The organism is Mesorhizobium sp. M2C.T.Ca.TU.002.02.1.1 (assembly GCF_003997225.1).
Genome location: NZ_RZTO01001343.1, coordinates 1 through 877 on the forward strand (window position 1 = coordinate 1; position 877 = coordinate 877).

The 877-nt window shown below is 64.8% G+C and carries 1 protein-coding gene; it reads right to left on the reverse strand.

Going from position 1 to position 877, the window contains the following annotated elements; translation table 11 throughout:
- Window positions 1-52 precede the first annotated feature (52 nt).
- On the reverse strand, window positions 53-877 hold an 825-nt coding region (locus tag EOD07_RS35990; RefSeq protein ID WP_164772928.1), incomplete at its 5' end, for a pitrilysin family protein.

An 877-nucleotide genomic window follows, 5' to 3' on the forward strand; every position in this document is an offset into this window, starting at 1 on the left:
CGCAGGTTCTGATCGCAAAACCGTGGGACACTTTTGCGGAACCTGCTTAGGATCAAACGGCGAGCCGGCGGGCCGTCGTCTGCGGGCCCGCAAGCGATTCGAGGATCGCCTCGTAGGGCGCGAGCGTGCCCACGGGGCCGACCGCGGTGAGCGTCGGCTTGGTCGAGAACAGCCGCGAGGAGAGGTCGGTCAGCCGGTCGACGGTCAGTGCCGAAAGCCGCTCCATCAATTCTTCCTTGGCGATCGGCCGTCCGAACAGAAGCAACTGCCTGGCGATCTGCGAGGCGCGGCTGGCCGGGCTTTCGGCCGACATGATGAGGCCGGCGCGATATTGCGCGCGCGCCCGGTCGAGCTCTTCCTGCCGGATGCTCTCGCCGGCCTTCTGCAATTCGTCGATGATTACCGGCACCAGCTTGGCGATGTCGCTCTGCCCGGTCGCCGCGTGCACGCCGAAAATGCCGGTGTCGGAAAATCCCCAGTGGAAGGCATAGACCGAATAGCAGAGGCCGCGCTTCTCGCGCACCTCCTGGAACAGCCTCGACGACATACCGCCGCCAAGGATCATCGATAGCACCTGCGAGGCGTAGAAATCGCGCACATGGTAGGCGCGGCCCTCGAAGCCGAGTACGATCTGCGCGTCCATAAGGTCGCGGTCCTCGCGGAAATCGCCGCCGACATATTGCGCGTATTGCGGGATATTGCCCGCCGCCTTGGCGCGGAAGCCCCCGAGCTGCTTCTCGACCTCGCGCACGAAGTTGTCGTGTTTGACGTCGCCGGCCGCCACGATCACCATCCGCTCGGCGTCGTATTGCCGCTCGATGAAGCCGTGCAGCTGCTTGGAGGTGAAGGATTTGACCGTCTCCGGCGTGCCCAGGAT